Source organism: Labilithrix luteola (genome assembly GCF_001263205.1).
Taxonomy (GTDB): Bacteria; Myxococcota_A; Polyangia; order Polyangiales; family Polyangiaceae; genus Labilithrix; species Labilithrix luteola.
The window spans coordinates 6,319,808-6,346,045 of the sequence record NZ_CP012333.1 but is presented as its reverse complement, the minus strand read 5'-3'; the positions used below and the strand labels follow the sequence as shown (position 1 = coordinate 6,346,045).

General features: G+C 66.1%; 21 protein-coding genes. 10 read left to right on the top strand and 11 right to left on the bottom strand.

The annotated features are described in order from the left end of the window. Positions 1–25: 25 nt before the first annotated feature. Genes AKJ09_RS27615 through AKJ09_RS27605 form a run of 3 tightly spaced genes read left to right on the top strand, consistent with a single transcriptional unit; the run spans position 26 to position 4,328 of the window. A complete protein-coding gene (locus AKJ09_RS27615; RefSeq protein ID WP_169927925.1) occupies positions 26–2,503 on the top strand; it encodes an Hsp70 family protein in 2,478 nt (825 codons plus the stop codon). After that, the gene (locus AKJ09_RS27610) at positions 2,500–2,817 is read left to right on the top strand and encodes a hypothetical protein (protein WP_146650839.1); all 318 of its coding nucleotides are present in this window, start codon (positions 2,500–2,502) and stop codon (positions 2,815–2,817) included. Before AKJ09_RS27615 ends, AKJ09_RS27610 begins: the two co-directional genes overlap by 4 nt. Next, positions 2,817–4,328 carry a hypothetical protein gene (locus AKJ09_RS27605; RefSeq protein ID WP_146650837.1) on the top strand — a complete coding sequence of 504 codons (1,512 nt, stop codon included), beginning with the start codon at positions 2,817–2,819 and terminating at the stop codon, positions 4,326–4,328. The genes AKJ09_RS27610 and AKJ09_RS27605 overlap by 1 nt, the downstream gene beginning before the upstream one ends. A gap of 668 nt (positions 4,329–4,996) precedes the next feature. Here AKJ09_RS27605 and AKJ09_RS27600 read toward each other — a convergent pair. Beyond that, entirely contained in the window at positions 4,997–6,394 is a 1,398-nt protein-coding gene (locus tag AKJ09_RS27600; protein WP_146650835.1) for a serine/threonine protein kinase, read from the bottom strand. Between the two features lie 345 nt (positions 6,395–6,739). On the opposite strand from AKJ09_RS27600, the gene AKJ09_RS53360 reads away from it, so the two are divergent. From AKJ09_RS53360 to AKJ09_RS27585, 4 genes are all read left to right on the top strand, one after another. Beyond that, complete coding sequence (locus tag AKJ09_RS53360; protein WP_169927924.1) at positions 6,740–8,260, top strand: hypothetical protein; 1,521 nt, start codon at positions 6,740–6,742, stop codon at positions 8,258–8,260. Further along, positions 8,257–9,708: a cytochrome c3 family protein gene (locus AKJ09_RS27595; RefSeq protein ID WP_169927923.1), complete on the top strand. Its 1,452-nt coding sequence runs from the start codon at positions 8,257–8,259 to the stop codon at positions 9,706–9,708. The genes AKJ09_RS53360 and AKJ09_RS27595 overlap by 4 nt, the downstream gene beginning before the upstream one ends. A 297-nt stretch (positions 9,709–10,005) precedes the next feature. Beyond that, a complete protein-coding gene (locus tag AKJ09_RS27590) occupies positions 10,006–10,260 on the top strand; it encodes a hypothetical protein (protein WP_146650831.1) in 255 nt (84 codons plus the stop codon). Between the two features lie 176 nt (positions 10,261–10,436). After that, positions 10,437–11,381 carry a hypothetical protein gene (locus AKJ09_RS27585; RefSeq protein ID WP_146650829.1) on the top strand — a complete coding sequence of 315 codons (945 nt, stop codon included), beginning with the start codon at positions 10,437–10,439 and terminating at the stop codon, positions 11,379–11,381. Positions 11,382–11,457: 76 nt separating this feature from the next. Here AKJ09_RS27585 and AKJ09_RS27580 read toward each other — a convergent pair whose 3' ends face one another. The 6 genes from AKJ09_RS27580 to AKJ09_RS27560 form a co-directional block, all read right to left on the bottom strand. Continuing rightward, the gene (locus AKJ09_RS27580) at positions 11,458–12,180 is read right to left on the bottom strand and encodes a mechanosensitive ion channel family protein (protein WP_146650827.1); all 723 of its coding nucleotides are present in this window, start codon (positions 12,178–12,180) and stop codon (positions 11,458–11,460) included. Positions 12,181–12,255: 75 nt separating this feature from the next. Then, entirely contained in the window at positions 12,256–12,393 is a 138-nt protein-coding gene (locus AKJ09_RS53355; protein ID WP_169927922.1) for a hypothetical protein, read from the bottom strand. A 55-nt stretch (positions 12,394–12,448) separates the two neighbouring features. Further along, entirely contained in the window at positions 12,449–12,904 is a 456-nt protein-coding gene (locus AKJ09_RS27575) for a response regulator transcription factor (protein WP_240488606.1), read from the bottom strand. Between the two features lie 112 nt (positions 12,905–13,016). Continuing rightward, positions 13,017–13,976 carry a GGDEF domain-containing protein gene (locus tag AKJ09_RS27570; RefSeq protein WP_146650825.1) on the bottom strand — a complete coding sequence of 320 codons (960 nt, stop codon included), beginning with the start codon at positions 13,974–13,976 and terminating at the stop codon, positions 13,017–13,019. A 45-nt stretch (positions 13,977–14,021) separates the two neighbouring features. Continuing rightward, positions 14,022–15,278, bottom strand: a complete 1,257-nt coding sequence (locus tag AKJ09_RS27565) for a MopE-related protein (RefSeq protein WP_146650823.1) — start codon at positions 15,276–15,278, stop codon at positions 14,022–14,024. Positions 15,279–15,416: 138 nt separating this feature from the next. After that, positions 15,417–16,556, bottom strand: coding sequence for a DUF362 domain-containing protein (locus tag AKJ09_RS27560; RefSeq protein WP_146650821.1), 1,140 nt, complete (start codon positions 16,554–16,556; stop codon positions 15,417–15,419). 363 nt (positions 16,557–16,919) lie between these two features. On the opposite strand from AKJ09_RS27560, the gene AKJ09_RS27555 reads away from it, so the two are divergent. After that, the gene (locus tag AKJ09_RS27555) at positions 16,920–17,789 is read left to right on the top strand and encodes a YwqG family protein (RefSeq protein WP_169927921.1); all 870 of its coding nucleotides are present in this window, start codon (positions 16,920–16,922) and stop codon (positions 17,787–17,789) included. Positions 17,790–17,923: 134 nt separating this feature from the next. Here the strand turns inward: AKJ09_RS27555 and AKJ09_RS53350 are convergent, their stop codons facing one another. Next, positions 17,924–18,349: a hypothetical protein gene (locus AKJ09_RS53350; RefSeq protein WP_169927920.1), complete on the bottom strand. Its 426-nt coding sequence runs from the start codon at positions 18,347–18,349 to the stop codon at positions 17,924–17,926. On the opposite strand from AKJ09_RS53350, the gene AKJ09_RS56270 reads away from it, so the two are divergent. Next, positions 18,336–18,584, top strand: a complete 249-nt coding sequence (locus AKJ09_RS56270; protein WP_169927919.1) for a ComEA family DNA-binding protein — start codon at positions 18,336–18,338, stop codon at positions 18,582–18,584. The genes AKJ09_RS53350 and AKJ09_RS56270 overlap by 14 nt on opposite strands. On the opposite strand, the gene hisG is transcribed toward AKJ09_RS56270, so the two are convergent. From hisG to glmU, 3 genes are all read right to left on the bottom strand, one after another. Next, positions 18,576–19,268 (bottom strand): ATP phosphoribosyltransferase, encoded by a 693-nt coding sequence (hisG, locus tag AKJ09_RS27545; RefSeq protein WP_240488605.1) that lies wholly within the window; start codon positions 19,266–19,268, stop codon positions 18,576–18,578. The genes AKJ09_RS56270 and hisG overlap by 9 nt on opposite strands. Further along, the gene (gene murA, locus AKJ09_RS27540) at positions 19,265–20,551 is read right to left on the bottom strand and encodes a UDP-N-acetylglucosamine 1-carboxyvinyltransferase (RefSeq protein WP_146650815.1); all 1,287 of its coding nucleotides are present in this window, start codon (positions 20,549–20,551) and stop codon (positions 19,265–19,267) included. Before murA ends, hisG begins: the two co-directional genes overlap by 4 nt. 113 nt (positions 20,552–20,664) lie before the next feature. After that, positions 20,665–22,092 (bottom strand): bifunctional UDP-N-acetylglucosamine diphosphorylase/glucosamine-1-phosphate N-acetyltransferase GlmU, encoded by a 1,428-nt coding sequence (gene glmU / locus AKJ09_RS27535; protein ID WP_146650813.1) that lies wholly within the window; start codon positions 22,090–22,092, stop codon positions 20,665–20,667. Between the two features lie 104 nt (positions 22,093–22,196). Here glmU and AKJ09_RS27530 point away from each other — a divergent pair, with 104 nt between their 5' ends. After that, the gene (locus tag AKJ09_RS27530; RefSeq protein ID WP_146650811.1) at positions 22,197–26,159 is read left to right on the top strand and encodes a hypothetical protein; all 3,963 of its coding nucleotides are present in this window, start codon (positions 22,197–22,199) and stop codon (positions 26,157–26,159) included. The last annotated feature ends 79 nt before the right edge of the window (positions 26,160–26,238 follow it).

The window sequence follows — 26,238 nt, the reverse complement described above, 5'->3', positions numbered from 1 at the left end:
GGAATCGTGCTAGCCCATGCACGCGATGTCAGTGACGTATCTCGGAATCGATCTCGGAACGACGAACTCCGTCGCGGTCCTCTCCGATGGTGAGCGTGCGGCGCCCGTTCGCACGTCCGATGGCGGAATCCTGCTGCCGAGCGTGGTGCGCATCGACGGCCGAGCGAACGTGACCGTCGGCTCGCGCGCTCGACGATTCCTCGAGACGGATCCCGAGAACACGCGCGGCGAGTTCAAACGCCTCATGGGCTCTGGCCGCAAGCTGTCATTCCGAGCGAACAAGAGCGAGAAGTCGCCCGAAGAGCTCTCGGCGCTCGTGCTCTCCGCGCTCAGGGCCGATGCCGAACGCGCGCTCGGCTTCGCCCCCACGGCGGCGGTCATCACGGTGCCCGCGCTCTTCGAGCTGCCGCAGATTCGAGCCACGGGCGAGGCTGCGCGCCTCGCCGGATTCGAGCGGGTCGAGCACCTCCAGGAGCCCGTGGCCTCGGCGCTCACCGCCGGATGGAAGCGCGACGAGACGCCGGCTCCGTGGCTCGTCTACGATCTCGGCGGCGGCACGTTCGACGTCTCGATGCTGGAGACACGCGAAGGCGTCTTGCGCGTCGTCGATCACGACGGCGACAACTTCCTCGGCGGTCGCGACATGGATGCGCGGCTGCTCGACTTCGTTCTCGGGCGGCTCGGCGAGATGCACGGGCGTCCGTTCCGGCGCGCCGATCCCGCGCTCGCGACCATGCTGCGAAAGCTGCGCGTGGCCTGCGAGGATGCGAAGATCGAGCTTGGCGCCGCGCGGGGCGGCGCGGTGAGCCTCGCGGAGCCGCTGCTCGCCTTCGGCGAGGAGATCCTCGTCGACGTGGCCATCGAGGCCGACGAGTTCGAGCGCCTCGTTCTGCCGATCGTCGATCGGTCGGTCGAGGTCTGCGAGCGCTTGCTCGCGCGTCAAGGGCTCGCGCCGCGTCAGCTGGGGCACGTGGTCCTGGTCGGTGGGCCCACCGTCATGCCGCTCTTGCGACGCCGCCTCGAGGAGCGTCTCGGCGTGTCGCTCCTGACGGACATCGATCCGATGACGGCGGTGGCGGAAGGCGCGGCGCTGTTCGCGGCCGAGCACGACCTATCGACGCGAGGTCCCGCGCCTTCGCCCGCTCCGGGTGCGTCCGCATCCAAAGCGACCGCGCAGACTCCGGGCGGCTCGCGCGTGTGGCTCCAGTATCCGAGCGTCTCGGGAGACCTCTATCCGTTCGTCGTCGGTCGGCTCGAGGACAAGTCCATCGTGAGCGTTCGCGCGCTCCGCGAGGGCGGCGGATTCGAGAGCGCGCGGGAGAAGGTCGACGAAGACGGTTCCTTCGTGGCGCAGCTCGAGCTCCGTCCGCGCTCGGCGAGCAAGTTCCGACTCTCGGGATTCGATGCCTCGGGCAACGAGCGGGCCCTCGAGCCGGGCGAGCTCACGATGAGGCACGGACTCTCCCTCGCCGATCCTCCGCTCTCGCGAACCATCGGCATCGCGCTCGCCGACGGCACCGTCGCCGTCTATTTCGAACGCGGCGCGCCGCTGCCGTCACGCAAGACGTTCCGACTGCGCACCGTGCTCTCCGTGAGTCCGGGGCAGCAGGTGAACGCGCTCAGCGTGCCCATCGTCCAGGGCGAGGTGACGTTTGCGCATCTCTGTCGGCTCGTCGGCACCATCGAGGTTCGTGCGGACGCCATCACGTCCGTCCTGCCCGCCGGGTCGCCGATCGACGTCGTTCTCGAGCTCGATCGCGGCGGAAAGCTTTCGGCAACGGCCCACATCGTCGATCGGGGAGTCTCGTTCCCGGGCACGCTCAACTTGGTCTCGCCCGACGCACCTCTGAAGGAGCTCGAACTCCAGCTCGGTCACCTCCGCGCGAAGACGGAGGAGCTCTACACCGACGCCTCGGTCGACGCCGCGGCCCGGCCCAAGCTCGTCTCGGCCGACAGCCTGCTCGATATCGCGACCTCGGAGCTCGAAGCTGCGAGCGGTGGTGACGCGGACGCTCTCGAGAAGCTTCGCCGTCTCCTCATCGACGTCGATGCGTCGCTCGCGGACGTCGAGGCGACGAAGACGTGGCCCGACCTCGATCAGCGAGCGATGGACGTCATCGGTTGGGTTTCCAATTGGGTATCGCGCACGGGAACGGACGTCGAGCGACGAACGCTCGACGAGGCCGTTCGAAGCCTGCAGCGCGCTCGCGCGACGAAGAGCGCGGCGGACTTCGGCAAGCGGCTGCGGACCATCGAGCAGCTTGGCAACTCCGCAGCCACGCGCGATCCGGACGTCGTCGCCCGATGGTTCCGTGATCTGTCCACGCGTGTCGCCGAGAGTCGTGACCCGCGGGCGGCGGCCCGCATCGTCTCCGAGGGCGAGCAGGCTTTGCGACGGGGCGATCAGGAGCGCGTGCGCCAGCTCGCGTTCTCGCTGGCGAACCTCTTGCCGCCCGACGAAGAAGACCGCCTCCGCGCGCACGGTTCGGGGGTCGAGCGATGAATCCGCGGAATCCGTTCTACGTGCTCGAGCTCGCGCCGGAGGCAACGCCGGGCGACGTCGAACGACAGGGACGCAAGTTGCTCGGTTTGCTCGAGCTCGGCGCCGAGCGAGGCCGGACTTACACCTGCCCGCTCGGAACCTATCCGCGCGACGCGACCATGGTGCGCGAGGCGCTCTCGGTGCTGCGCGATCCTCAGCGGCGTCGTAAGGAAGGCCTGATCGCGAAGCTCTTCGTGCCTCCCTCCGGCGAGGAGAAGGAGCCGCTCGATGCGCCGCTGAAGGACGCGTTCCTCATCCGCTATCGGGGGCTGTGATGCCGCACGCGGCGCTCGCCTTGTTGCTCGTCCTGCTCGTGCGAGGACTGAACGGACGATCGAAAGCCGGTTCGCTCAAGGGCACGATGCTCACGTGGGGCGTGCTCGTCTGCATTTGGGGTATCGCCACGTTCGTGTCGTCGCTCCCGTTTTTCGACCCGCCCGCGGGAAAGCACCCACCTGAGGTTCTCCTCCGCGCTCTCGCCCAGACGACGCTGCTCGGGGTCGTCGGCGGCGGCTTCTTGTTTTTTCCTTGGCCGCTTCTCGTTCGGCTGGCGCGCCTAGGTCGACCGAAGCTCGTCTACGTGCTCGCCCACCTCTGTTTGCTGTTCGCGTCCAGTGCGGAGACGCGGGCGGGCGCGTGCCTGCTAGCAGGACTCGCACTGGCCTACCGCGGGAACGCGACGAAGGCCGAGCGCGACTGGCTCCTGTCACGGCTCCAGACGGATGACCGCCTCCTCGGAACGCACGCGACAGCGTTCGCCCTGTACCTCGCGCTCGAGTCGCGCGCCCAGAAAGACGAGGGAAACGCCGAGGCCTCGTTTGCGTGGGCAGAGCAGTCGAGGCTCGTCCTCGGCACCGTGACGTACTTCTCGTCGGCGGCCGTTCCGGCCGGCGTGCGCCGGCAAGCCTACGAGCTCCTCTCGCTCTTCGAAGCCTCGCGCGGCCAGTGGGGCGGCATCATGGGATCCCCCCTCGAATCTCTGGGTCCGACGGCGCACGCGCTTCGCGACTGGGCCGACGAGCAGTTCAGTCCTCCGCCTGGCGCAGGGACGCCGCCCGTGAAACGAAAGCGACCTCGCAAGCCGAACGGCGTGGCGCAGTTCGACGCGCTCTTCGCCCGGACGCGAGACGAGGCGGAGTCGTACAGCGCGGCCGAGGCCTACGCGATGGCCTGCGGCATCCACCGGGAACTCCTTCGCGGAGGGCCGGTCGGGCCGCGTCGCGCCGTCGTCATGCTCTCGATCTACGACGTTCTGCTCCACCCCGAGTGTCCCGATACGATGCTCCCCGAGGACGTTCGGAAGGACGAGGCCCTGCTCGAGAGCGTGTACGACGACATCGCCGACTCCATCGCGAAGTCCCTCGTGCATCATCCCGCACCGCTCTTCATGCTCACGCAGCCCGGCATCGTCTCCGCGCGCGTGTACCAGCGACTCGAATCGGCGCTGACGAACGAGCTCACGAGTGCACTCACGGCGCTCGGCGAGCGCCACAAGCGTGGCGTGCGCACCTCGCTCCACGAGGAGCTGCTCGAGACCTCGCGCGTGCGAGGCATCTATCGACGTTTCGAGCAATGCTTCGGCCCCCAGGCGGTCGCCCAGTACCTGCCATCGCTCGTCGAGGGCTATGGCAACTTCGGCGTCTCACTCTCGGAGACCTTGCCTCGGCGCCGTCCGCTGGCGTACGCGCTCTTCAACGTTCTCCACGGCGAAGCACGCCGCTTCCAACACGCGGATTACATCACGCTCTATTGGAAGAACATGAACGTCACCTCCGCCATCGATTAACGGCGGCGTCGGCAGGCCAAGGCGTACGGTGGCGCCGGCCTCCCTTCCGCCGCGAGCTCGATGGTCGGGTGGCGCGCCTGGCAACCTTCCGTCGCGAGCTCGATGGTCGGTCGGCGGCGTCATTAGACCCTCCGACGCGCGCGGGATGGTCGGCCGGCGGCGTCACTGAACCTTCCGACGCGTGCCGAAGCGTACCGGTGAGCGCGCCGGAGACCTGATTTCACGCACGGGAGCCCATGGCGCTCGCGTCGCCGACATTGCCCGGCACGTCGGTGAGCCTCGATTCGTGCGTCGGAAGCCCTTCCGGGCCGTACCGGCACCTTGCGAAGCACGTCGGAAGCGTTCCGGGCGCGTCGGAAGCTCGATAGTGGTGGATGGCGCCGCGGATCCAAGGCCGGGCCGCGTCAACGCACCGCACATCTCGCAACGAGCGAACGTGGTCTCCTCCCCGGCCGCCGCACCGAGACCCCAAGACGCTCACAGGTCACCACTCGAGAGACCAAGACGCACGCAGGTCACCACTCGAGAGACCAAGACGCACGCAGGTCACCTCCACGCGAGCGGCGGGTTCTTCGTCGCGCTCGTAGCGCGACGCGCCGAAGGCGACCCGCCGCGGGCCGCGGGGGGCTCAAAACCGGAGGTTTTGAGGGGGGGCTTTGCCCCCCACTCTAATGAGGGATGAATCCCGTGAACCAGGCCGCGCCGGCCGCCATCACGAGCGCGATGACGACGGCGACTCCGATGGCGGCGCCGCTCTTGCCGCCTGCCGCAGCAGCGGTGCCTTTCGAAGAGGCCGGAGCAACGGCCGCGCGCGAAGAGGGAGGCGCCGGCACCGCGCCCGCCGAAGGAGGCGCGGACGCAGGAAGCGGCTCGGCGTCTTCGAGGGCGGAGAGGTTGCCCTGCTCGAAGACCTCGGGGGGAAGCGACGCGCGGACCGGGTCGTAGCCGGGGCGCTTCACTTCGTTGATGGAGATCTCCTTCGCCCAGTTCGTGGGATCCACGAAGCTGTCGCCGAAGAGCGGCGCCGATGCAGCGCTGATCGGCGACCCCGACTCGGGCTGCCCATCTTCCTTGAGCGACGTGAACTCGAAGAGCGCCTCTTCGATGAGCTTGTCGATGATCGAGCCTTGCGGCTGACGAACGCGCTGCTTCTCGCGCATCGTGCCCTGCACGATCGTCGCGATGTCGTAGCCGCTGATCGGCTGACCGAACGTGAACATGAAGCGCACGAGGTCCTGACCGAGCTCGCGTGCCGTGGCGTAGCGAGCGTGGAGATCCTTCGCGAGCGCCTTGTTGACGATGCGCTCGAGCTCCGGCGGGACCTTGCGATTGATCTGCGAGATCGGCGGGACCTGCGCGACCTGCACCTTCTTCACCGTCTGGAAGTCGGTGTCTCCCAAGAACAGCCGCTGACTGGCGAGCAGCTCCCAGAGGATGATGCCCACGGCGAAGACATCCGTGCGGCTGTCGACCTCTTGGCCCATCGCCGCTTCGGGCGAGAGGTAGCTGAACTTGCCCTTGATGATGCCGGGCTCGCTTCGTTCGAGCTGCGAGCTCGCCTTCGCGAGGCCGAAGTCCACGATCTTCACTTCGCCGAACTTCGTGATGAGCACGTTCGGCGGAGACATGTCGCGATGGACGATCTGGAGCGGGACGCCGCTCTGGTCCGTCAGCTCGTGGGCGTAGGTGAGGCCCTTACAGATCTCGTGGGCAATCCAGGCGGCGGCTGCGACGGGGAAGTCCTTCCCCTGCTTCTTCACCGATTCGGCGATCGACTTGAGGTTCGCCCCGTCGACGAACTCCATGACGATGAAGAAGGCGTTGTCACCGACGCCAATGTCGAAGACCTGCACGCAGTTCGAGTGCGAGAGCTGCGCCGACAGGCGCGCCTCGTCCAAGAACATCGAGATGAACTTCTTCTTCTCGGAGAGGTGCGGCAGAACGCGTTTGATCGCGACCTGCTTGCGGAACCCCTGCAAGCCCTCGCTCTCGGCGCGGAAAACTTCCGCCATGCCGCCCGACTCGAGCTTCTCGATGACGCGGTATCGCTGCGCAGCTTCCGTCACGACGTTAACAAAAAGGGTGCCACCCCTTCGCACAGCGCGTCAAGAACGGGACGCTCCCGACCGCCGATCTCTACAAAGCGTACGGGTAGCTCTGCCGACGGTTGACACGAGGATGCAGCTTCCTATTCTCGCGCCCGCACGCGCGGTTCCGTGGGGGACCCTAAGAAAAAAGCGGTCTTCTTGGCGCACGAGGTCAGTCTTCGCCAGCCCGCCCAGCCCGCCCAGCCAGCCCAGCCCGCTCAAACAAGCACGGCACGCTCGCGAATGACCGCACGTCCGCAAGGCCGGTTCCAAGGATCGAACGCTCGCGCGTTTTTCGCTGGGCGTCGTCTGCGAGTGGACGGCGTGAGAGCGGGGACGTCGCTGGTGGCCGTCTTGATGGCCGTCTTGGCGAGCATCGCGTGCCCGACCACGGCCCACGCGCTCGACGCGGACATCACGAGCGACACCGCCGCCCAGTTCTACGAGATGCGAAGCCCAACCGGTGAGACCGTCATCTCCCGACGGCGTCTGACGACCACACTGGGAGCCTCGGTCTACGATCTGCTCAACCGGCCGACGGATCCGCGCGCGCCGCAGCTCTCCTTCCGGATCCGCCTGCGCTACGACGCCGACTACGGCGCCAGCCCCGAGGAGACGAACGTCTCGAACTTCGGGCGTCTCGTCCCGGGCTTCCAGCGTGGGCCCGTCGATCTGATGTACGGCTACGTCGAGGGCCGTCGCTTCCTCGACGGCTGGCTCGGCTTCCGCGTCGGCCGGCAGTACGTGGTGGACGCTCTTGGCTGGTGGTCGTTCGACGGCGGCCTCGTCAAGGTCACATCGCCTTACTACTTGGCCGCGGAAGTCTACGGCGGCCTCGAGCAGCGCGGAGGCATGCCTCTCTCGTTGCCTCGCTTCGAGCGCGACGGCGTCTGGCGCGGCGACCGCGCCGGATACGCCCCTGCGGAGTGGGCATCGTTCCAGCCGAACGTCATCGCCCCGGCGTACGGCATCGCCATCGAAAGCACGGGCTTCACGTGGCTCCACGGCCGCTTCACGTATCGGCGTGTCGAGAACACCGGCACGTCGAACGTCTCACCGTTCCTCAACGGCTTTCGCAATCCGGTCATCTACGACGGAACGCGCCTCTCGCAGGAGCGCTTCGGCTACGCGATGGACGCCTCGCTGGCGAAGGTGGGTGGTGTCAAAGCGGGCTTCTCGTACGACATGTACCTGACGAAATTCGCGACGGTCTTCGCGTCGGTCGACGCGTACGTCTCGAAGCGCGTCACGGTCAGCACGGACTACGACTTCTACGTGCCCACGTTCGACGCCGACTCGATCTGGAACTTCTTCCTCGCGATGCCGATGAACGATCTCTCGCTGCGCGCGAACTGGGATGCGACCGACAAGCTCAGCGTCGCAGGCGGCTTCCGCGGTCGCTTCTTCGGCCAGCAGACCGGCCCCGAGAACACGACGTTTCCTTCGTCGCCGAACGGGCTCCCGCAAGCCAACCAGTATCCGTCGAGCGGCGTCGATCCAATGGGAGGGGGCAATCTCTCCGCTCGCTACCGCTGGGGTGAAGGTGTCATCGGCGCGCGCGGCGCAGGCGATTTCGCGAGCACGGGCGATCGCATCGGCGGCGACGTGTACGCCGAACGCATCCTCGAGACACGCTACGTGATGCAAGGGCGCGCGGGCGTCTGGGGATGGGACGACAAGCTCCGTCCCGGGCGCGACGCCGTCAGCGTGCAGTACGTGCTCGGCGCCGGCTACAAGCTGTTTCCGCGTTCGCTCGCGCTCGCGGAGTTCGAACACGACATCAACCGACTCGCCGGGCAGCGCTTCCGCGTCATGCTGTGGCTCACGCTGGCGGTGGCGAAATGATCCGCTCGGGATTCGCTCGCTTCAGCGGCGTCTGGCTCGCCCTGGCCTTGTTCTTCGCGACGGCCACGGCGCTCCTCCAAGGCCCCGCATTCGCGCAGACCGGTAAAGCCAGCGATGCAGCCCCACCGAGCGACGCGAGCATGGAGGCAAGCGCGGACGACGCCGGGGCCGAAGCCGGTGCATCCGCGGAGGTCCCCGATGCGACCGCTCCCCTCTCGTACGCCTCGGCGGCTGCCTACGCGGCGGGCATGTCGCCGATGCCAGGCAACGCGGACGTGCCGAAAAAATGGCTTCCTCCCGGCTCCGACGTGGACGACCGCGGGCCGAGCAAGGCGATCTTCCCGCCCCAGAAGCTGACCATCCGCTTCAACCACAAGTTCCACGTCGGCGATCAGAAGCTCGCGTGCAAGACGTGCCACCCGAACGCGCTCACGAGCCAGTCGTCGAGCGATCGCCTCACACCCAAAGGCACCACCTGCGACAGCTGCCACGGCACCGACCACGCGAATCCGAACAAGGTCGAGCCGGGCGACGAAGAGAACGGCAAGTGCAACTTCTGTCACGTCGGCTACCGCGAAGGTGATGGCAACCGGGTCGCGCGCTTCGACATCCCGCGCCCCAACATGGTCTTCGACCACAAGAAGCACGCCGATCGGAACATCGGCTGCCAGCAGTGCCACGGCGAGGTGCAGGAGCTCGAGCTCGCCACGCGCGATCAGCTGCCGAGGATGCGCGGCTGCTTCAACTGCCATCAGCACCCCGACTCCGCCTCGCGTGGTGAAGCCAAGAGCGCGTGCGAGACGTGTCACCTCAAAGGCGGCTCGGCGATCGGCGGGCGAATCAAAACCGTGTACCCGAGCGGCGTGATGCAGCCCCCGCGCTGGATGCACAACGCCGAGCACACGCCGGACTTCATCCAGCGCCATCGGCAGGTCGCGGCGGACGACTCGCAGTTCTGTGGGAACTGCCACAAGGAGGACTTCTGCGTGGCCTGCCACGACGGCCGCGTCCGACCGCGGAGCGTCCACCCGAACGACTACCTCAACATGCACCCGATCGAGGCTCGCCTCGCCACGCAGCGCTGCACGAGCTGCCACCGCGAGCAGAGCTTTTGCCTCACCTGTCACATGCGCCTGGGGGTCTCGATGAGCGGGCCGCCGGGGGTTCGTGACTCGGGCCGATTCCACCCGCCCAAGGCCGTGTGGAGCGACGCGCCGCGCCAGCTCGGCCACCACGCGTACGAGGCGATGCGGAACCTCAACACATGCGTCAGTTGTCACATCGAGCGCGACTGCGTCGTGTGCCACGGCGGTCAGGGGATCGGCGCGGGCTTCAACCCCCACTCGGGCAACTTCATCGGCGGCTGTGGAACGCAGCTGCGCCGTAATCCTCGACCTTGCTACGTCTGCCACGAGCCGGGCGCTTCGGTCTTCCAGAGGTGCCGATGAGCTCGCCGCGCTCGCCGTCGGAGCCGACTGCCGTTCGGCCAGGGCCCCAGAAACAGGACGAAATTCGACACCCGACCGACGTTGGCTCGAGCGTTCGCGACGACGGCGCCCGGCGGGCCCCCGAACCCCGCGAAAAAACGAGGTCTACACCTCAAAATCCGCGCGCAAACTCAGGAAATTGCGACCATCCGTCCGTTTCGGTGTTGCCTACGGAGGCCGGCGAACGGTATACGGTCAGGTCCCTACTCACTTGTCGTTCTTGGTGGAATCGCGCTCGCGCGACGAAGGAGGCTCCCTGTGAAAGAACTCGTACGGTACCTCTTAGAGAACCTGTACCTGGACTTCCAGGGAGAGATCGGGCTGGACACCGTGCGCCAGTTCCTCCGCGGGGACGAAAGCCGCGAAGCGAAGGCACTCCTTCAGAAGCTGATCGAGGACAAGGGCGTGGACGATCTGCTGATCACCCTAGCGGACGTGCTCAAGGAGCACATCCGTACGGGCGTGAACGAGCAGGTGATGAAAGAGCAGCTCGCGATGTACTCGGAGAGCTGAGGCCCGAAGGCCTCGCTCGTTATCGTCGGCGTCAGCGCTCTCATTTTCGCGTCCCCTTCCTCGCCCCGCTAGCCGCCGCTGGCGTTGCGGCGATTCTGGCCCTTTGCGTTGCGGCTTGCGACGAGGGCCATCAAGACAATCAGCCGTTCCTCGGTCCGCCCATCCACATCACGGGCGTGAACGTCGGTCCCAACACGCCGATGCCCGAGGACGGCGTCATTCAGATCGGCTTCGACCGGTATCTGCTGCCGTCGACCGTGACGCGTCAGTCGATGGTGATCGTCGACGCGAACCACCAGCCGCTACCGGCTAGTCTCTCGCCCGTCGTCGTCTACGACCCCGTCGCGCGCACGGTCACGCTCGCGCCGCCCACGACGCCTTGGCTCACGAAGGGGCAGTCGTACACGCTCATCCTCGGCATCCCCCAAGGTGACTCCGACTCAGGCGGCGTTCGTGCCATCGATGGCGCAACGCTCGCCGAGGATCAGACGCGCATCATCGGCTTCTTCGTCGGTGAACCGAACGGCGTCGGCATCGGCGAGCCCACGATCGATCTCTGCCGCGACGTCCTTCCGATCTTCGTGGCCAAGTGCAGTGCCCCGTCGTGCCATGGCTCGAGCCAGGCCGCAGCGGCAAGCCTCGTGCTCGATAGCTCGAGCGGTATCGAGTTCACCGCACGCGGGCGCGTCGCTCAGGGCTCGAACACCGGGGCATTGTTCGGCACGCCAACGCCTCCGGGTCGCCTCTTCGGCATCGACATGCCGATCATCGACCCCGGAAATCCGGGCAACAGCTGGCTCCAGTACAAGGTGGAGATCGCAAACGAACCTCCGAATCCGCTTCCGGCCCCGCGCGTCACGTGCCCAGGCGCGCCCACGACCGCCGCGCCCGCTCCCTACGAGCCGCTCGTCTCCACGCCTCACGCGCCGAGCGAAGCGGAGCGAACGGTGCTCGACAACTACGTGCTCGGCCAGGTGATGCCGTACCCGACGCTCCAACCCCTATCCTCGTACGGCGATCAGCCCCTCACCTTCGAGGAGCGCGAGCGCATTCGGCTCTGGATCAGTCAGCTCAGGTCAGGCCAGCCCCTCCCCGAGTGCGGACTGTGCCAGGAACAATGAGCATCGCCGCACGTCGCCGGCCGACATGCGGCACGACGACGGCGGCGAACTCCGTCACCGGATGGTCGAGAGGCGATCACGCCCCGCGAGGCGAGGGGCCACCCGACGACGGGAAGTAATCGGTCGAGGTCACGCTGCTCCGGCGACGCTCGTACCACGACTGGGCGATTCGCCCCGCCACGTCGCGACCGCCGAGTCCGAAGGCGAGCGCCGCGGCGACGGCGATCGTGCCGAGCGTGAGGGTGAACGCGGTGCTCACGATCTCAGGGGCAATCTGGAGCTCGCGGAGCGCCATGAATGCACCGATGGTGATGATCGCACCGCGCACGACCGACGGGACGAGCCGCATCTGATCGCCCGCCGCAACGCGGTCACCGTTCATGATCGGCGAACGCAGCAAGCGATCGCGCACCCAGTTCCCGAGAAACATGGCCGCCCCGAAGATGACGACCGCTCCGAGCACGTGCGGGAGATAGGCGATGATCCGCGCGAAGCCCACGGCCACGAACGTCAGGTTCCAGGTACGTGCAACCTGCATGATCGTTCCGAGGATGATGACGGCGAACACCGCCTTCCCCGTCCAAACCGAAGCCACGTCTGATTCACCACGATTGACGAATCCCAGACGGGTCATGAAGCGGTCGAACCCGGCGCGATGCAGGACGGTCGATGTCACGCGTCCGAGTACCTTCGCGACGAGGTAACCGATGAGCAGAATGATGAGACCCGCGACGAGGTTCGGGAGGAACCCGAGGAAGCCGTCGAAGGCCGTGCTGAGCCAGTGCATGTCCCAGTTCATGTTCCATCTCCTCTCGAGCCGAACTGGGACTTCGCAATCAGCATGCCCGCGCTATGCGATCGCCAATGCCCTCGCTCACGACAAGCTCGAACGGCAAAGACCGCTCACGAGCTCGCGTGACGTCCCTCGCCCTCGGCCGAGCTCGCCGTTCTCGCGCTCTTCGTGGATCGGAAGGCGAACGATGAAGGCGCTCCCCTTGCCTTCCTTGCTCACGAAGCCGACGGCAGCGAGAGTGAGAAACGAGAGACGGAGAAACGAGAATCAGACTTCAGCGCGGGGAATGAGAGAGATGAGACTTCACCGCGTCGAGTAGCTCGTTCAGCGAGAAGGGTTTGCTCAGCCACCCGTCCGCTTTGATTTCGTCGGCAAACTGGGCGGCATGAACGGCGGCAGTCAGGACCACGATGGGAGCGTGATGTCCGTTCTCGCGATAGCGCCGAGCAAACTCCCAGCCATTCATCACCGGCATCCGCATGTCGAGCAAGATGAGGTCGGGCTCTTTGGCGCCGTCCCGCTGCTCGCGCTCCCCGAGCAGCCGCAACGCATCCTGCCCGTTCTGTGCCGCGATGACGCCGTACCCGCTCTCCTCGAGGACGAGCTTTACGAGCGCACGCAGCTCGTCATCGTCTTCGACGATGAGCACACCGTTCGCGCTCGCGTCGGTCGAGTCGAACGGCGCCGGCGACCGCGGCGACCCGTCCTGCGGGTGTTCACCCTCCACCACTGCCCACCACAGAGGGCATTGTAACGACCGGCCCAGGCTCGGCAAGCCGCAGCGGCCATCATGTCGAGGTCCGGCGTCGCACGGCGCAAGGGGCCGTTGCGGCGTTTCTTACTCAGCCCGCGACGCGGTTACGTCCGCCGTTTTTCGCAGCGTAGAGGTTCTGATCCGCAAGCTCGTAGAGCATCCCTGCCGAGGTGACGTTATCGCCGAACGTCGTCACGCCAACGCTCACCGTGCAGCCGAACTCCTTGTGGTCGACCAAGAAGCGGGCTGCTTCGACCAGGCTGCGAACCTTGTCCGCAGCGATGCGAGCGCCGACGAGATCGACCTCGGGGAGCAGGACAGCGAACTCTTCTCCGCCGACGCGCGCGAGCACGTCCTGGGTGCGAAGACGCGGCTTCACCACGAGCGCGAGCTGACGCAGAACACTGTCGCCGGCAACGTGGCCGTACGTGTCGTTGATCTTCTTGAAGTGATCGATGTCGAAGAGGATGAGCGACAGGGCACGTCGATAGCGGAGCGAGCGGTTGTATTCGCGCTCGAGCGCTTCGTTGAAGTAACGACGATTGTGCGTCTGCGTGAGCGCATCCATCGTCATCAGCCGGTAGATCTCTTCGTGGTAGTTGGCCTCGATGTTGTCACCGGCCATGTACTTCAGAATCGATCGTCCGAGCTTGACCTGATCGCCGTCCTTGAGCGCGCGCTCCTTGCAACTCTGATCGTTGACGAACGTGCCGTTGGTCGAACCGAGATCGTAGATGACGTGGCTCTTGCCATCCCACGAGATGCGCGCGTGGTGACGACTGATGCTCTCTTGATCGATCGCGAGGTCCGCGCGTGACGAGCGGCCGATCTCGAACACGGTCGAACCGAGCGAGGCGCGCTTGCCCAGCTCGGGTCCGTAGATGACGACGAGGCACGCGCGATCGTTGCTGGGCGCGGAGTGGAACCCCTCGAGATCGATCGCCGTGGCGCGCTCGGGGCTCGAGTCACGCGGCCTGCCCGCCTGGAACGCGGTGGGGCTCGTTGGCAGCTGAGGTTGCGGGAGATGACGAGGGTCTTTCGGATCCACGGTGAAGGCGCGAGCTTACCGTTTTTCGCGCGCGCCGGCCCGAGTTTACGGCACGCACCCCTGTCCGTCGGGGAACGACATGGTGATGTCTCGGACCCAATGCGTCTCGCTGGCTCCGCCCGTTCCCGCAGTGAACCCCCAGTGGCCGGTGAAGGGCATATAGCCCGGCAGTGCGAAGGCGGAGATCCGGTTGATGGCATCGACCCACACGCTCACCTTCCCTGCTTCGAGACGCACCTTGAGGAGGTGGTTCTGGCCGTCGCGCACGTTGGGGATCGACGTGGTGGCGAGCGGGACAGAATGCGTCGCATCGAAGACGAGGAGGTACGGGACGGCGGGCTCGCCGGGGTTCTGATACGTGTCGATGGCAACCGCGTAGCCGGTCAAACCGCCGACCCCGTAGACCGGTCCGCCGCCGAGCGCTGACATGTTCGAGCCCGCGAGCCAGGCGAAGGCCATTCCGTCTGCACCGTCAGCCTTCGCCTGAATCCAGAATGTTGCGTTCACCTCGAAGGTGTCGAAGCTGTACGCGGCGTTCCAGAAGAGACCGCCCGTCTGCTCTTTGACGTCTTGATTGAGCTGAGCCCATCCATTCGAGAACGATGCGTTGCCCGCGAGCACCCAGTGAGGGTTCACCGGCGTCGTCAGCGAACCGCTGAGCGTGGCGGGTAGGTCGTCGACCTTTCCGTTGCAGTCGTCGTCTTTGCCGTTGCAGACCTCCGTCGCGCCAGGGTGCACAGCGGGGTCGGTGTCGTCGCAGTCGGCGGAGAGAGTTCCGCGAACGCACACGTAGTAACCGTCGTTGTCGGCATCGAACCCTTCGTCGATCTTGCCGTTGCAGTTGTCGTCTTTGCCGTTGCAGACCTCCGTCGCGCCGGGGTGGACGTCAGGGTCCCGATCGTCGCAATCCGGTGCTTTGCCGTCGACCGCGCACGTGGGGAATCCGTCGCCGTCGATGTCGAAGGGATCGTCGACCTTTCCGTTGCAGTCGTCGTCTTTGCCGTTGCAGACCTCCGTCGCGCCAGGATGGATCGTGGGGTCCTTGTCGTTGCAGTCGATCGCGGCGGGATAGCCGTCGTGATCCTCGTCCGCCGACTTGGAAACGCACTTTCCGCCCGAGCACACCTCGAGGGCCCCGCAGAGAACGGTGCAACCACCATCGGCCGTCGGTCCTCCACCATCGCCGAACACCGTGTCCGTCGAAGACGCGACCTGACCGTCGTCCGATCCTTGGGCGCAGGCCACTGCGTAGAGCGCGGAGAGAGCGCCCAGGACGAGGATTTTCGAGCCAATGCGTTGCATGCCGCCCCCTGGCTCGAACGTAATGCACGCTCGCGCTACGCGCCGGAAAAGACGCGCGCACGGACACAAAACGCGACGAGAGCACCGGAGCTCACCGGTGCCCTCGTCTCTGAGCGATCGGAACTTCGCGAAAACGCGTCAGATCGTGATTTCGCGAACCTTGATCTGCGAGCGGTCGAAGATGCCGAGCCCGAGGTCGGCAGCCGCCTTGATGTACGCGGGTTCGCGGCCGGCGTCCGTGAGGGACTTCAGCTTGTTCTCCGATCGGAACTTCTCGACGATGTCCCAGCCGATCGCGTCCATCGCGACGGGGTCCGTCGAGACGTAGATGGACTCGTGGGGCTTCACCGCTTCGGGGCGCTTCCACAGCGGGCCGCCGTCGTACATCACCTTGAAGCCGTCGCCGATGCAGAGTCGGACGCGGCTCTTGATGACGTCCTGCGCGTACATCTGCGCGATCTGCGGGCTCGCGTGGTGCACGTGGAAGTCGTGCGGATTGATGCTGCAACCGTGGGTCATGTTCTTGAGTTGACCCGTGTAGCCGCAGATCGAGTGATCCTTGATGAGCGAGAAGCTGATGGCCGCCGTGGCTTCCGTGAGGAACCGCACGAACTTGGTGCTCGTCCCGGTGCCCGGGATGAGGCGGTAGTCCATCGTGGCGTTGTTGTTGTTGTGCGTCGCGACCTTCACGCCCTTCGGCACGTTGCCCGCGTTGACGCGCGTGCCGGCGAGGAAGTCGCCGTACTGCTCGAGGACCGTGATGTTCTCGGGCTTCACGCCGGACTGAATCATCGCCTCGAGGAACGGCAGAACGAGCTCCTTGTTGGTGCCCATGTTCTGCTTGGCGATGCCATTGAGCTTCACGACGACGATGTCGTCCTTGTGGACGAACTGGCCGATCGCGGTCGGGAGGTCGGACTTGCCGGTCAGCTCGGTGAGAGCCTTCTCCAGCATGGCCTTCGCGTCGTCGTCCTTGGGGTAAAGGCCGTTCGGCTTGAGGCTGTCCTTCTTGGTGACCTTGACGATCTTGCCGGGCGCCGCGAACGGCGAGAAGCCCGTGGGCGGCGACGCGGCGAGGTTCTTCGGCGCATTGGCGGCGGCGACTTCACGCGACGCGAGGGTCACTGCAGCGGCAGCCGCGGCAGCCGTACCGATGAAGGCACGGCGACCGACTCCGCCGGGTCCTGTGGCTCCCGTGGCGGGCGAGAGCTCCTGCTCGATACGTGCGAGATGCTCGTCGTGTTGGTCGTGCGAGTCGTGCCGAAGGTCGTCGGACATGCGCTTCTCCTCCGCGATTTCACACCGAATCTTCGGGCGCTCCGCGTTTTCGGTCCCTATGCCCTAGCACGGGCTGCCCGCTGCCGACAAACCCACGGTCGTCCGTATGGTTGGGGTTGCGGTCGGCGTCCCCACGGCGGACGGACGAGCCACGAGGCGACCGTCCAGCGCCTACAGATCCCGCCGATGACGCGGCAGCGCCTGCGAAGTCTACCGCATGGTCGTGTGCGCGGTTGGGATGGCTCTGACGATTTCGCGAGACGTCTGAGGACGTCGCCTGTCGTAGCCTCGAAGCGACAGACGGCCACGTGGCAGCGAACGCAGCCCGCCCGCGACGTTTCGAGTCGCCCAGAGGTGGTTTCGATGACCGACACCGAACTTTTCCAGGCGGTCACGGCGAACAAGCTCGGGCACCTGAAGCCCCATCTCAAGCGGCTCATGAAGCCTGCCGTTCGCGTCACCGTCGCGCGTGGCCGGGGAAAGCTCGCGGCGGGAAGTTCCCGCGTCGGTGGGCTGCCGGACATGCCTGCAAACGCCCAATGGCCCACGGTCGATGGCATCCCGCTCATGTTCGCGGGTCAATTCGACCTGAGGGCCCTCTCGCGTTTCAAAGCGGCGAAGCTGCTGCCGAAGAAAGGACTCCTCTCCTTCTTTTTCGATGGAATGCTGACGGGCTACGATCGTGGAGAAGCGCCCGATCGCTCACGCGTCATCTACACGGACACGTCCAAGGTCGAGACGCTCAAACTCTCTCCGCCAACGACCGTGCGCTCTCCGTTCGCAGTCTATCGAGAGGCGCCCCTCGCGCTCGAGAGCACGTGGACATTGCCCGAGTTCGAGGAAATCGATGGTCAGGAGTGCCCCACGATTCCTTCCATCGAGCCCATTCTGCAAACGATGAGGGACCGAAACAATTACCCGAAGCTGCGCCGGAAGATCCGCGGGAAGCACATCGGCAGCAAGCTGTTCGGGTATGCCGACGGCGTTCAGGGCGGCGAGATTCGCTTCGAGGCGGTGCTCAAGCAAGATCGCAACAAGCGATTTCGTCGGGAAGATGAGGGATGGGCGAATGGCAAACGGCTGGTCCGCGAAATGCGGGACCTCAGTTTGCTCTTCCAGTCCGCCATGGGCGTGACCTGGGGCGGAATGGGCGTCGTCTACTTCTGGATACGGCACCAAGATTTGGAGAACGGTCGCTTCGACCGCGCCTTCGCGCAGTTGCAGAGCACGTGAGAGGGTGGCCTGGGCCTCAGGATTGATCGTGTGTCGGATCCTGTGGCCTGGGCCAGGGTCGAAATTGGCCGGGCCGGATGTTCGTCTTCGCAAACGTGCGGATTCATGAGAACGGCGATCTGGCGTGAACCTCGCTAGGTGGCGGGCGAGGGAGGCTCGCCGATGGAGGCAACGAAGTTCCAAGGACTCACCCGCTGCGCGGCAAAGATCGCTTCGCTACGAGCACGTTTGCGCGCTTCGACGTTCACACCGTTGATCCTTCGGGCCAGCGGGATCGGCGCTGCACTCTTGGTGCTTGCATGGATCGGACGCTCGGCCACGGCGTCGTTGCCCGCGAACGCATCCGCATCCGCGACCGCATCCGCGACCGCATCGGCTCCCGCGACGCCATCGGCGTACTTGGGCGCGTCCGAGTCCGCAGGCGGCCCCGCTCCCGCGCCGGCTTCGTCGCCAGCTCCTCCGCCTCCACCGGCGCCGGACGTTGGTGACGGTGGCGTTGGGGAAGCCGTCGCCGGATCTCGGCGGCGCGCGAGTCCGAACGATCCGGTGTACCTCAACACCGCCAGCGAGGAGGATCTGCGCCGACTGCCTGGCGTCGGGGCCAAACGCGCCGAAGCCATCCTTGCACTGCGACGGAGAGTAGGGCGCTTTCAGCGCCTCGAAGACTTGATGCGCGTCAAAGGCATCGGCCGAGCCGCGATACGAAAGTGGCGGCCACTCGTCAGGCTCGAAGGGGCAGCGTCCTCGGCGCCGACACCGATGACGCCGACGATGACCGATGGCGGGTCAGCTTGAGGGCTTCGTCAGTGCGTCGCGCAAGCCCGAGACCAGGGCGCCGATGACGTCGCCACGAAGCTTGTAGGACGCACGATTCGCCACGAGCATCGTGGACACCTTGGCGATGTCCTCTTTCACCTCGAGGCCGTTCTCCACGAGGGTGGTGCCCGTCTCGACGAGATCCACGATGTAGTCGGCGAGGCCCACGAGCGGCGCGAGCTCCACGGAGCCTTGCACGTTCACGACCTCGACCTGGATGCCCTTACGGGCGAAATGCGCGGCGGCCGTCCGGGGGAACTTGGTGGCGACGCGCGGCATGCGACCGGCCGGAACCGAGTGATCGCCCGCCTTGCCGGCCACGACCATGCGGCACTTGCCGATGCCGAGATCGACGGGTTGGTAGACGTCGACCTCGCGCTCGACGAGAACGTCACGTCCCGCGATGCCCAGATCCGCGGCGCCGTACTCCACGTAGGTGGGAACGTCGTCCGGTTTGAGGAGCAGCATGTCGAGCGGCTGACCGGCGAACGACGCGCGTCGGATCAGCGCTCGGCTGTCCTCGGAAAGCACGCTGGCGAGCGGCGCAACGGTGCCCTTCGCATCGGGCGCGGCCGTCACGCCGACCTTCGTGAGCAGCTTCGAGACGGGTCCGAGGGTACGTCCCTTGGGAACGGCCATCACGAGAGCCGCGCGCGAAATCACGCCTCGGCCCCGCGCACGCGCTTCACGTCGGCGCCGAGTCCCCCGAGCTTCTGCTCGATGCACTCGTAACCACGATCGAGGTGGTAGACGCGGCGGATCTCCGTCTCTTCGTCGGCCGCGAGGCCCGCGATGACGAGCGAGGCGCTCGCGCGAAGGTCCGTGGCCATGACCGAAGCTCCGTAGAGCTTGCCCACGCCCTGCACGACCGCGGTGTTGCCGCGGACGACGACGCTCGCGCCCATGCGCTGCAGCTCGGGAACGTGCATGAAGCGGTTCTCGAAGATGGTCTCGCTGATGACGCTCTCGCCTCGTGCGACGCTCATCAGCGCGAGGAACTGCGCCTGCATGTCGGTGGGGAAGCCGGGGTGCGGAGCCGTCGTGATGTTCGCCGCGCGGAGCGGGCCGTTACGACGAACGCGAACGTTCTGCCCTTCGCTGGCGATCTCCACGCCCGCGGCGCGCATCTTGATGGCGAGGGCTTCCATGTCGCGAAGCTCGGCGCCTTCGAGCAGGACGTCGCCGCCGTCGATCATCGCCGCGGCCACCATGTACGTGCCGGCCTCGATGCGGTCGGGGATGATAGCGTGATCGAACGGGGCGAGCGCGCCCGGCTCGGCGCCGACGATGTGCATCACGTCGGTGCCCGCGCCGTTCACCTCGGCGCCCATCTTGTTGAGGATGCGACCGAGCTCTTCGACCTCGGGCTCGCGCGCGCAGTTCACGAGCGTGGTGCGCCCCTTGGCGAGCGCGGCCGCCATCATCACGTTCTCGGTGCCGGTGACCGTCGGAAGATCGAACGAGATCTCCGCGCCGCGCAGGCGCCCACCGCCGCCCGGGCCTTCGGCGATGACGTAACCGCGCTCGAGGCGGATGTTCGCGCCCATGGCTTCGAGGGCCTTGAGATGCTGGTCGATCGGGCGCGCGCCGATCGCACAACCACCGGGCAGCGACACCTTCGCGCGACCGAAGCGCGCGAGCAGCGGGCCGAGAACGAGCACACTCGCGCGCATCTGCTTCACGAGCTCGTAAGGAGCTTCGGGGCGAACCTGCGAGCCAGCCGCGACGTGAATCTCCGGCGCGTCGAACGAGACGTCGCGCCCGAGGAAGCGAAGCAGCGCCGACGTCGTCTCCATGTCGCGCAGCCGCGGAACGTTGCGAAGCCGGCTCGCGCCGTCCGAGAGAAGCGTTGCGCAGAGAATCGGCAACGCGGCGTTCTTCGCCCCGCTGATGCGAACGTTGCCCTTGAGTGGCTTACCCGTGCCGCGGATACGAAGCGCGTCCATGCTCCACCTTTGCCAAAAGTTGACCCTTTGGCCAAGTGAACGTCCGCTGCGGCCGAGCTCTTCCCCCTCCCGGCAAGCTCGGCGGCAGGCGACGTCCGCGCGTCTACGAAGCCTCAGCCGCCCTTCTTGGCGGCTTCTTTCTGGGCCTTCAGGCGCGCGCGGAGGCGGTCGGCGTAGCCTTCCTTGTTCTCCTGCTTGGCGCGGCCGATGGCGAGCGCTCCGGCCGGCACGTCACGCGTGACGGTCGTGCCGGTGCCCACGTACGCGCCGTCGCCGATGGTGACCGGCGCGACGAGCTGCGAGTCGGAGCCGATGAAGGCCTCCTTGCCGATGCGCGTGATGTGCTTCGAGAAGCCGTCGTAGTTGCAGAAGATGGTGCCGGCACCGACGTTCGCGCGCTCGCCCACGAAGCCGTCGCCGAGATACGCGAGGTGGTTCGCCTTCGCGCCCCGATCCATCGTGGTCTTCTTCAACTCGACGAAGTTGCCGACGTGGGCCTCTTCGCCGATGTCGCTCTCCGGACGGAGATGCGAGAACGGCCCGACCTGGGCGCGCGCGCGGACGATCGCGTCAGTCACGACGCTGTATGGCTTGAGCGTCACGCCCTCGCCGACGTCCGCGTTGGTGAGCACGCAGCCGACGTCGACGACAGCCCCGCTAGCGACCTTGGTCTCGCCGCGGAGGACGGCGAAGCTCTCGACGGTGGCGTCCTTGCCGATGACGACGGCGTCTTCGATGCGGGCGCCCTCACGGACGGTGACGCCCTCCGTCCGCCACTTGCGGAGGATGCGTTCGCTCATCACGCGATCGAGATCGGCGAGCTGCGCGCGGTCGTTGACGCCATCCATGACGTCCGGACGGGAGGGAACGCCAATCACCTTGCGGCCGCGACCGGCGGCGAAGCTGACGATGTCCGTAAGGTAGTACTCGCCCTGCGCGTTGTTCGGGGTGAGCGAGGCGAGGGCCTCTTTGAGGAAGGCCACCCCGGCTGCGTAGATTCCGGGGTTCCATTCCTTGATGGCCCGCTCGGCGTCGGTGCGAAGATCCCGCTGCTCACGGATCTCGACAATTTGTCCCGATGGATCGCGCATGACCCGCCCGTACCCGAACGGGTTGTCGGTAGTGCAGGTCGCCATCGCGACAGCGGCCTGGGGATCGGCGTCGAGCGCCTCGGCGACGGCCGCCACGTCGGCGGCGGTGAGCAGAGGGACGTCTCCGTAGAAGACGAGTACGCGCTCGGCATCGGCACGCACCGCGTCGAGTCCTGAACGCGCCGCGTCACCCGTTCCGCGCTGCTCTTTCTGTAACGCGGTCGTCACACGACCCGTAGCGCCGAATGCAGTCGAGAGGTAACCTTCCACTCGTTCTCGTCCGTGACCGACCACGACGATGACCTCCCCGCAGCCCGCCTCCAACGCGGCGCGCACGGGGTAGTGGACGAGCGGACGGCCCGCGATCGGGTGCAAAACCTTCGGCAAGGAACTCTTCATCCGAGTCCCCTGACCTGCCGCAAGGATTACCGCGGTGGTCTTCTCGAGCATGGCGCGCCTTTCGCTTATCGAGTGAATTGAGGGAGGCAATGATGCGACGTCGTCGCAGATTTCTAGCCGGTAAGGAAACGAGCGCGCAGTCTAGACCATCACGAATGGATCGTGCGCGATCCTCCATCGGCCTCTCCGAATCGCTCGCGGCGCCGCGTCGCGTCAGCTTTCTCAGCGTGGCTGGGCTGGCTTCCCTTTGCATCTTGATGCCGGCCTGCGCCGACGAATTCGATACGTCGCGCACGCTCCCGAAGCGCGGGACCGTCGGCGAAGAGATGTTCGGCGTCATCTGCGATCGCGTGGGTGCCCAGGCCCTGCGCGAGGACATGACCGGCGAATCGTTCCGCAAGGTCTGCCACAAGCCCACGCCGAAGGGCGCCTACGCGGACACCGTCGACGAATCGGCGCTTCCGCCGATGGATCCGCAGGCGATCGACACGAAGGGAAGGCGAGTCTCGATCGAGACTCAAAAGAAGAATCGCGCCTACGCCGTCGGTCGAATCGAAGCGCTCGCGCGCCGGCGGACCGAATTGATCCAGGCGTTCGACGCGAGCTTCCCGGAACGAAACATTCCCATCAAGGATCTCGCCAATCCTGATGAAACGAAAACCTGCCAGGCCCCGAAAAAAAAGGCCGAGGGTCTTCTGACCGACCAGGTCGCCGACATGCTCGGCAAGATGGGCGACCTCTACAACGACGGGACGCTTCCTCAGTCGACCGAGTCGCTCGCGCGCGTCTTCGACGAGTTCAAGAAGTCCGACGAGGCGCAGTCCGCGTGGGCCCGCCTGTCGGCACGGCAAGGATACCGGCCGATCGATACGGCGCTCGGCGCCACGCGTCCGATCGTGGCGTATCCGCAGCTGCGCGATCTGGCGAACTCGACGCTCCGCCTGCTCTCGGCGGACTCCAATCCGTACGAGCTGAAGCCGAAGCACGACGGGGACGGCAATCGCATCCCCGTTCCCGGCATCGCCAACGCCGCGCTGAACAAGATGCTCGAAGCGGCGCAGCACGAGCTGCGCGACAGCAAGGCCGACCCCATCGCGCCCGCCCTCGTCGCCACCCCCGACGCCCAGGCGAACCGCACCATCATCTCGAGGCCTCGCGACAACGTCGAGATGCTCGACCAGATCTTCTTCGCCACCGATGCGAGCTTCGGCGGCGGCGATTCTCGCTACATCGTCCGCCGCGACTCGCGCGGCTACGCGGCCTTCGCCGGAGGAAGCGTTCCCGCACCCTTCGTCGACTCCGACCAAGACGGCCTTCCCGACGTCGACGCCGTCGGACGCTTCGTCACGAACGACAGCTCGATCGCGCCCTCGCCCTTCCCCGTCTCGGGCATCACGGCGGACAACGCCACCCGCGACGAGCTCGGGCGCGCGCTGGTCAACAACAAGCTCCTCTACGACTACGTCGATACGAGCCACACGTACGCGGCGCAGATGCTCGTCGACATGAAGCCGCTCGTGAACCCCGACCCCGAGGCTCGGCACGAGACGCTGATGGACCTCGTCGGCGGCATGTACGTCTCCGTCGGCCCGCGCGAGCAAAAGCAGAAGTCCTACGAGACCGGCTCGATCACCTACGACGCGATCCCCACGGACTCGCCGATGATCGACCTCGTGTACGCGCTCGGCACGCTGATGGGCGACCAGAACATGGACGCGACGCTCGGGCTCGCGCAGGAGCTGTTCACGAACCAGCAGCCCAAGGTCGCACGCCTCACTGGCTCGATGATCTCCGCGATGGACATCGCGCACGCACATCCCGAGGCGAAGATCGCGCGCGAGGTCACCTTCTGGGACGACACGCTCGCCACCATGGTGAAGATCGCCAAGGAGCCGCGCCTCCTCGAGGACATGCTCATCGCCCTCGGCGATCCCAACTCCGCGAACCTCGGCTCGGTCTTCGCGAACTACGCCAAGGTCAAAGACTCGATCGTCTACGACAAGAACAACCTCAACGGGCCGACGTGGAACGAGACCACGAACAGCACCGGCGAGATGATCACGCCCGTCGATCGCGGCGACCACTACACCGGCAAGAACCGCAGCGCCCTCGCTCGCTTCCTCGGCCTCATCGCCGACACGACCGGCGTTGCCTCGTGCAACAAGCCAGGCGCAAAGGTCCACGCGAAGCTCGGCAGCATCAGCGTGACGATGCCGCTCTTCTCCAGCTCCTACGGAGAATGCGAGGTCTTCAAGATCGACAACCTCGCCGCGTTCTACCTCGACTCGATCGCCAACGCGCAGGCGATCCGGCCGGGAGAAAACCCGCCCCCAGGCGCGTTCTACCTGCGTGACAACACACTTCGAGAAGGTATCGCCGGCATCGGGAAGGCCACCGTCGACCTGATGGAGAACTCCAGCAACCTCACCGGCTTCTGGACCGATGGCGGCTCGACCACCCTCGCCGCCAAGCCCGCGTGGCTGAACCGCCTCGTCTTCTTCGATTTCCCAAACGACAACGTCAACACGCAGACCCGCAACTTCATCGGCGATCTGTCGGGTGAAGTGATGGGCACGAGCGTTTGCCCCGAACGCACGATCACCGATCCGAAGCCCGATTCACCGGACGCCTCGCCCGACGGCATCGTCCACGGCCTTCGTAATTGCCCCGACGGCCAGTGGCTGCAGCAGCGCGGCCACGGCACGATCTTCACGTGGGAGCACTTCGGCTTTTACGACGCGATTCGTCCCGTCCTCAGCGCGTTCGTCAAACACAAGCGCGAAGACCTGTTCCTCGAGCTCTCGAACACGGTCAACAAGTACTACTTGAACGCCGAGGCGAGCGCCGACGAGTGCCGTCAGCCCGGCGGCGGCCAATGCGCGCGCGGGGGGCTGAACGCGTACGAAGGTCTGATCTCCGAGCAGTTCGCGACCGATCTCGTTCCGGCGCTCAGCGAGCTCATGAAGGCCCTCGAGCTGACGCCCATCAAGCGTTGCGACGAGACCGACGCCAAGGGCGTGTGCACGCCGGCCGGCGCCAAGATCGTTAGCGGCATCGACGTCGCGGCCGCTGCCACGCGCGCAGCGCTCGATCCGGACTACGCGAAGAACACGCTCAAGCTCACCGATCGCAAGGGCAACACGGGCACGCAGAAGAACGACGGCACGCCGATCGCTCAGGTCACGCCCGCGTATTTGCTCACCAACGCCCTCTCGGCGATCGACGCGGCGTACGACACGTACGAGCAAGCACACCCCGAGGAGACGAGCCGCCGCGAGAATTTCCGGCGCGCGCGCTCGCAGCTCGTCGATCAGTTCATGGGCGTCACGGGCGGCAAGAGCACCTCGGTGTTCGCGAACCCGATGATGAAGACGCTCATGCCCAAGGTCGTCGACCTGATTCGGTCGCAGCTGCTCGCGCACTGCCCCAAGTCGTTCTCGCCGCCCTACCAGCGATGCGACTGGGCACGCGACGAGCTCGCGCAGAAGGCGGAGACCACGTTCACCGGGCCGCTCATGTCGAGCGGACTCGAGATGATGGACGAGATTCGTCGCGACGCTGACGGCCGCAAGCAGATGGGGCTGCTCCTCACCTACTTGCTCGACGAAGGCTCGAAGAACGACGCGCTCGCCAGCACGGCGGCGTCGGCCAACGACCTCCTCCAGCTCCTTCGTGACGAGCAAAACCTCGTTCCGCTCTACCACGTGCTCTCGGCGGCCTTCGGTGCCTCGAAGGTGGACTCCAAGGGACGCGTCATCGAGAAGAGCCTGGTCGACGCCCAAATGGCCCTGCTCGCCAGGGTGAGCGGGCGATACGTCGACGATCACGGCAAGGAGATCTGCAGCCGGGAGATCGATCCGAACCAGGTCCTGAGCCTCGCGCTCGCCAACCTCGTGACGCCGATCAACGACGGGGATTTCAAGGGTCAGTCGCCCCTCGAAGTGATCATCGACGTCGTGGCCGACGTGAACCGGGTCGACCCCACGCAGCCCTACGAGGGCACGCTAGCGAAGGACGACTACAGCAACGTCACCGAGAACGTCGTCGACTTCCTCATGAACAAAGAGCGCGGCCTCGAGCAGTTCTACGAAGTCATTCGCCAAGGAACGAAGTTCTGAGCGACCGGCGACGAGCCCCTCACGAACTTCCGGCGATCGAGCGAGGAAATGTCGACATTGCCTTCTCTTCGGCTGTTAC

Coding starts and splice junctions, on each gene's coding strand:
- AKJ09_RS27615 (WP_169927925.1), top strand. CDS start 26: ATGTCAGTGACGTATCTCGGAATCGATCTCGGAACGACGAACTCCGTC.
- AKJ09_RS27610 (WP_146650839.1), top strand. CDS start 2,500: ATGAATCCGCGGAATCCGTTCTACGTGCTCGAGCTCGCGCCGGAGGCA.
- AKJ09_RS27605 (WP_146650837.1), top strand. CDS start 2,817: ATGCCGCACGCGGCGCTCGCCTTGTTGCTCGTCCTGCTCGTGCGAGGA.
- AKJ09_RS27595 (WP_169927923.1), top strand. CDS start 8,257: ATGATCCGCTCGGGATTCGCTCGCTTCAGCGGCGTCTGGCTCGCCCTG.
- AKJ09_RS27580 (WP_146650827.1), bottom strand. CDS start 12,180: ATGAACTGGGACATGCACTGGCTCAGCACGGCCTTCGACGGCTTCCTC.
- AKJ09_RS27565 (WP_146650823.1), bottom strand. CDS start 15,278: ATGCAACGCATTGGCTCGAAAATCCTCGTCCTGGGCGCTCTCTCCGCG.
- AKJ09_RS27560 (WP_146650821.1), bottom strand. CDS start 16,556: ATGTCCGACGACCTTCGGCACGACTCGCACGACCAACACGACGAGCAT.
- AKJ09_RS27555 (WP_169927921.1), top strand. CDS start 16,920: ATGACCGACACCGAACTTTTCCAGGCGGTCACGGCGAACAAGCTCGGG.
- murA (WP_146650815.1), bottom strand. CDS start 20,551: ATGGACGCGCTTCGTATCCGCGGCACGGGTAAGCCACTCAAGGGCAAC.
- glmU (WP_146650813.1), bottom strand. CDS start 22,092: ATGCTCGAGAAGACCACCGCGGTAATCCTTGCGGCAGGTCAGGGGACT.
- AKJ09_RS27530 (WP_146650811.1), top strand. CDS start 22,197: ATGGATCGTGCGCGATCCTCCATCGGCCTCTCCGAATCGCTCGCGGCG.